A 3,182-nucleotide genomic window follows, 5' to 3' on the forward strand; every position below is an offset into this window, starting at 1 on the left:
GCGGCGGCGGAGCCATCGCCAATTTCAGCCCCGGCAGCGGTAGCGGCAGCCCCGGCTCCAGTGGTTCGGCCGGCGGCGCAGCTGGGGGCGGCGCAGATAGCAATGCGCTACTGAACAGTGGAGGCAAGGGCGGCGCCGCCGTCGAGGGCGCCGGCAAAGGCGGCTTAGGCGTCAACGGTGGCGGCCCCGGCCTTGACGGCGGGGGCCTCTAAAGCCGACGACGACGGCGGTCCAGACCCTTCGTCATCATGTGATAGCTGTTGCATCACAATGACTTTCGGGTGCAAACAATAGGGCAAGCTATGGCTACCGGCCGAGTTCAGCCGGTGACTGTTATCGCTGGATCTGGGACAGGCAGGTCAGCCCCAAGGATTGACCAGATCGACGCCCATTCCGTCTCAACTGCCAGCCGCTGGGGCCCCGATGAATTCCACCCCGGCGCGAATAGCGGGACGGTGACGCAAGATTCGGTAATGAGCTAAGCGGCCGAGCCCTCGTGTGGTCACTAGCCGTGCGCCCTGCCATGCCGTGGCCAGTCGCTCGCTGGCGGCATAGGGGCTGTCCGGGTCCTCGGGGTCGTGGATGAGGAGCAAAGGTGGGTAGTTGGCTCGTCGGCCGAGCCGCGTCATGTTCGTCTCCTGCAGCGGCATGTTGATTCGTTTTTCCAAACGCCGGTGCAGGCCGGCGCGGATCCGGCGACCGAAGCCATGGCGTGCGGCGAATAGGTCGAGATAGAGAGGAAAATCGCCCATGGGCGCTAATAAGACCAAGCGCCCTACATGTGCACCCTGCGCCGCTGCCAATGCAGTCGCGTTCGCACCGAGTGAGTGAGCAACGACCGCGTGGGCGGGCCCGTGGGTTTCGATCATGGCCGCAATCGCGTCGGCACATTCGATGGAGGTGGTACGCCCAGGCGCTAGCGCGCCGGGATCAGATTCGTTGTGGCTGGGCAAGTCGAACGCAATGACCCGATACCCCGCCTCCACCAGCGGTTTGACGAACACTGCCAAGTGGGCGCGCTGACCGCCCCAGCCGTGTACCAGATATATCGGCGGCCCCTCGCCCCATTCCTCACCGGCGACGCGATGCCCGTCCCAATACGCTTCTATCGGTCTGCCCGGAGACACACCCGGCGGCATGCGCAAGGCCGACTCGAGAACCGGTGGGGTGCACCATAACTCGACTGCCCAGCGCGATCCCAAAGCGGGCGCAAACCGCTCGAGCAGCCAAAACGTTCGGCGCACTCTGGCCGCGACCGGCGGAAGGATTCCGGAGCCGACGACGTCGAGCGGGGCAATCTCGCCGGCCTGTGCTTGTGCCGACGCCGGTCCAGGAGTTCCTTCAGTCATCAATCGCGATCGTAATATGGGCCACAGAACGAAATTGTCGAGATGCGGCGACGACTGACAAGACACGCCTCCCTCAAGTCTTCTTCACAGCCGTGTTCATGTCTCTGGCGCATCAGCGTCGCTAGCCACCCCCAACGACTCCAAGAATTTTGCAAGAGGTCCGGCTGAGTGTTGCCCTGACCAGCGGTGCACTACTTGACAGTCATCTTTGAGCTGCACTCCTGAGTCACGCCAGATTCGCATCTCTAGCGGCGCACAGGGCCGGGTTGGAGGGCAGCATCAATGTCGTACATAGTCGTCACACCGGACTTGTTCTCCACGGCCGCAGCCGATCTCGAGAGCATCGGTTTATCAGTGCGCGCGGCAAATGCGGCTGCGGCGGGTGCCACCACCTCGATGGTGGCCGCCGCCGGTGATGAGGTGTCGGCTGCGATCGCGGCGCTCTTTTCCAGCCACGCCGCCGACTATCAGGCGCTCAGCGCGCAGGCGGCAGCCTTTCACGCCCAGTTCACCCAAGCACTCAGTGGCGCGGGAAACGCGTATGCGGCCGCCGAGGCGGCCAACGCCTCGCCCTTGCAGCCCCTGCTCGACTTGATCAATGCGCCGACTAACGCGTTGCTCGGGCGACCGTTGATCGGCGACGGCACCAACGGGACGCCGGGAACCGGGCAGGCAGGCGGGCCCGGGGGAATTTTGATCGGTAATGGCGGCAACGGTGGGTCCGGAGCACCTGGCGGTGCCGGCGGAGCCGGTGGGGCAGCCGGGCTGGTGGGCTTGGGCGGGGCTGGCGGCGCCGGCGGCGCGGCGGTCGTGGCCGACGGGTCAGGTGGTGGCGGTGGCGGAGCCATCGCCAATTTCAGCCCCGGCAGCGGTAGCGGCAGTCCCGGCTCCAGTGGTTCGGCCGGCGGCGCAGCTGGGGGCGGCGCAGATAGCAACGCCCTACTGAACAGTGGAGGCAAGGGCGGCGCCGCCGCCGAGGGCGCCGGCAAAGGCGGCTTGGGCGTCAACGGTGGAGGCCCCGGTCTTGACGGCGGGGGCCTCTGAGGCCGACAACGCTAGATACCGTCACTCGCAGGGCCATCTGTGCGGCGTTCCAGGCACACCGCCTCGCCGATATCCGCAAGGCGCAGGACCACAGACCAGCCAGACGTCGCCGCAACGATGGGTGTTTCGCAACGCAGCTTTCTATGCGGGAAAGGGCAAACTCTCGCACCCCGAATCTGGACCTTGTCAATCCTACGTCTCTGGATTGGGAGGCAGCTTGCGGGTTTTCCCGAATATGGCCAGCCGCAGTCGAATTGACCGCTGAAGATTGACCGCCGGTTGATCGGCGATCCAGTCGATGCCAACGCGTCCACGAGGTTGGTTTGGTTAACTCGCGCCCGCCAAAGAGTTCGCTGCCGACGGCGGCGCGATGCTTATTCACATTTGTGATTCCTATGAATAAAGTTAGCCCGATCGGATCGTCCCGTCGAGTGATGGGAGTCGCAGATGTCGACCTTCCTGATCGCCGCACCTGAGGCTCTGGCCACCGCGTCAGCGGACCTGAACGGGATAGCCGAGGCGATCAGGAGAGCGACTGCATCAGCGGCGCCTTCGACTACTGCGATCGCCGCCGCCGCCGCTGATGAGGTGTCCGCCGCGATTGCCCAGATGTTCAGCGGCTACGCCCAGCAGTATCAGTCGGTGGGTGCTCAGATTGCTCTGTACCAGAAGCAGTTTCAGCAGGCGTTGGCCATGAGCGCGGGCGTCTACTCGGCCGCCGATCCGCCGTCGGCGCTCAACGCCACCTTGGAGTTCGACCTCAATGCCGGCTCGATCGTGGCGCGCCAC

Annotated in this window: 2 protein-coding genes and 2 pseudogenes; 3 read left to right on the forward strand and 1 reads right to left on the reverse strand. The window is 65.1% G+C overall.

The window, feature by feature from the left end; all coding sequences use genetic code 11:
- A pseudogene (locus BST27_RS32860) lies at positions 1–212 on the forward strand (PE family protein); the annotation flags it as partial.
- A 186-nt stretch (positions 213–398) separates the two neighbouring features.
- Here BST27_RS32860 and BST27_RS29905 read toward each other — a convergent pair.
- On the reverse strand, positions 399–1,349 hold the full coding sequence (locus tag BST27_RS29905) for an alpha/beta fold hydrolase (RefSeq protein ID WP_069419067.1): 951 nt from the start codon (positions 1,347–1,349) through the stop codon (positions 399–401).
- 282 nt (positions 1,350–1,631) lie between these two features.
- On the opposite strand from BST27_RS29905, the pseudogene BST27_RS34705 reads away from it, so the two are divergent.
- Together BST27_RS34705 and BST27_RS29915 are read left to right on the forward strand one after the other, a co-directional pair.
- Positions 1,632–2,372, forward strand: a pseudogene (locus BST27_RS34705) (PE family protein); the annotation flags it as partial.
- Between the two features lie 468 nt (positions 2,373–2,840).
- On the forward strand, positions 2,841–3,182 hold a 342-nt coding region (locus BST27_RS29915; protein ID WP_139805468.1), incomplete at its 3' end, for a PE family protein.

This window comes from Mycobacterium intermedium, from assembly GCF_002086275.1.
Classification (GTDB): Bacteria; Actinomycetota; Actinomycetes; order Mycobacteriales; family Mycobacteriaceae; genus Mycobacterium; species Mycobacterium intermedium.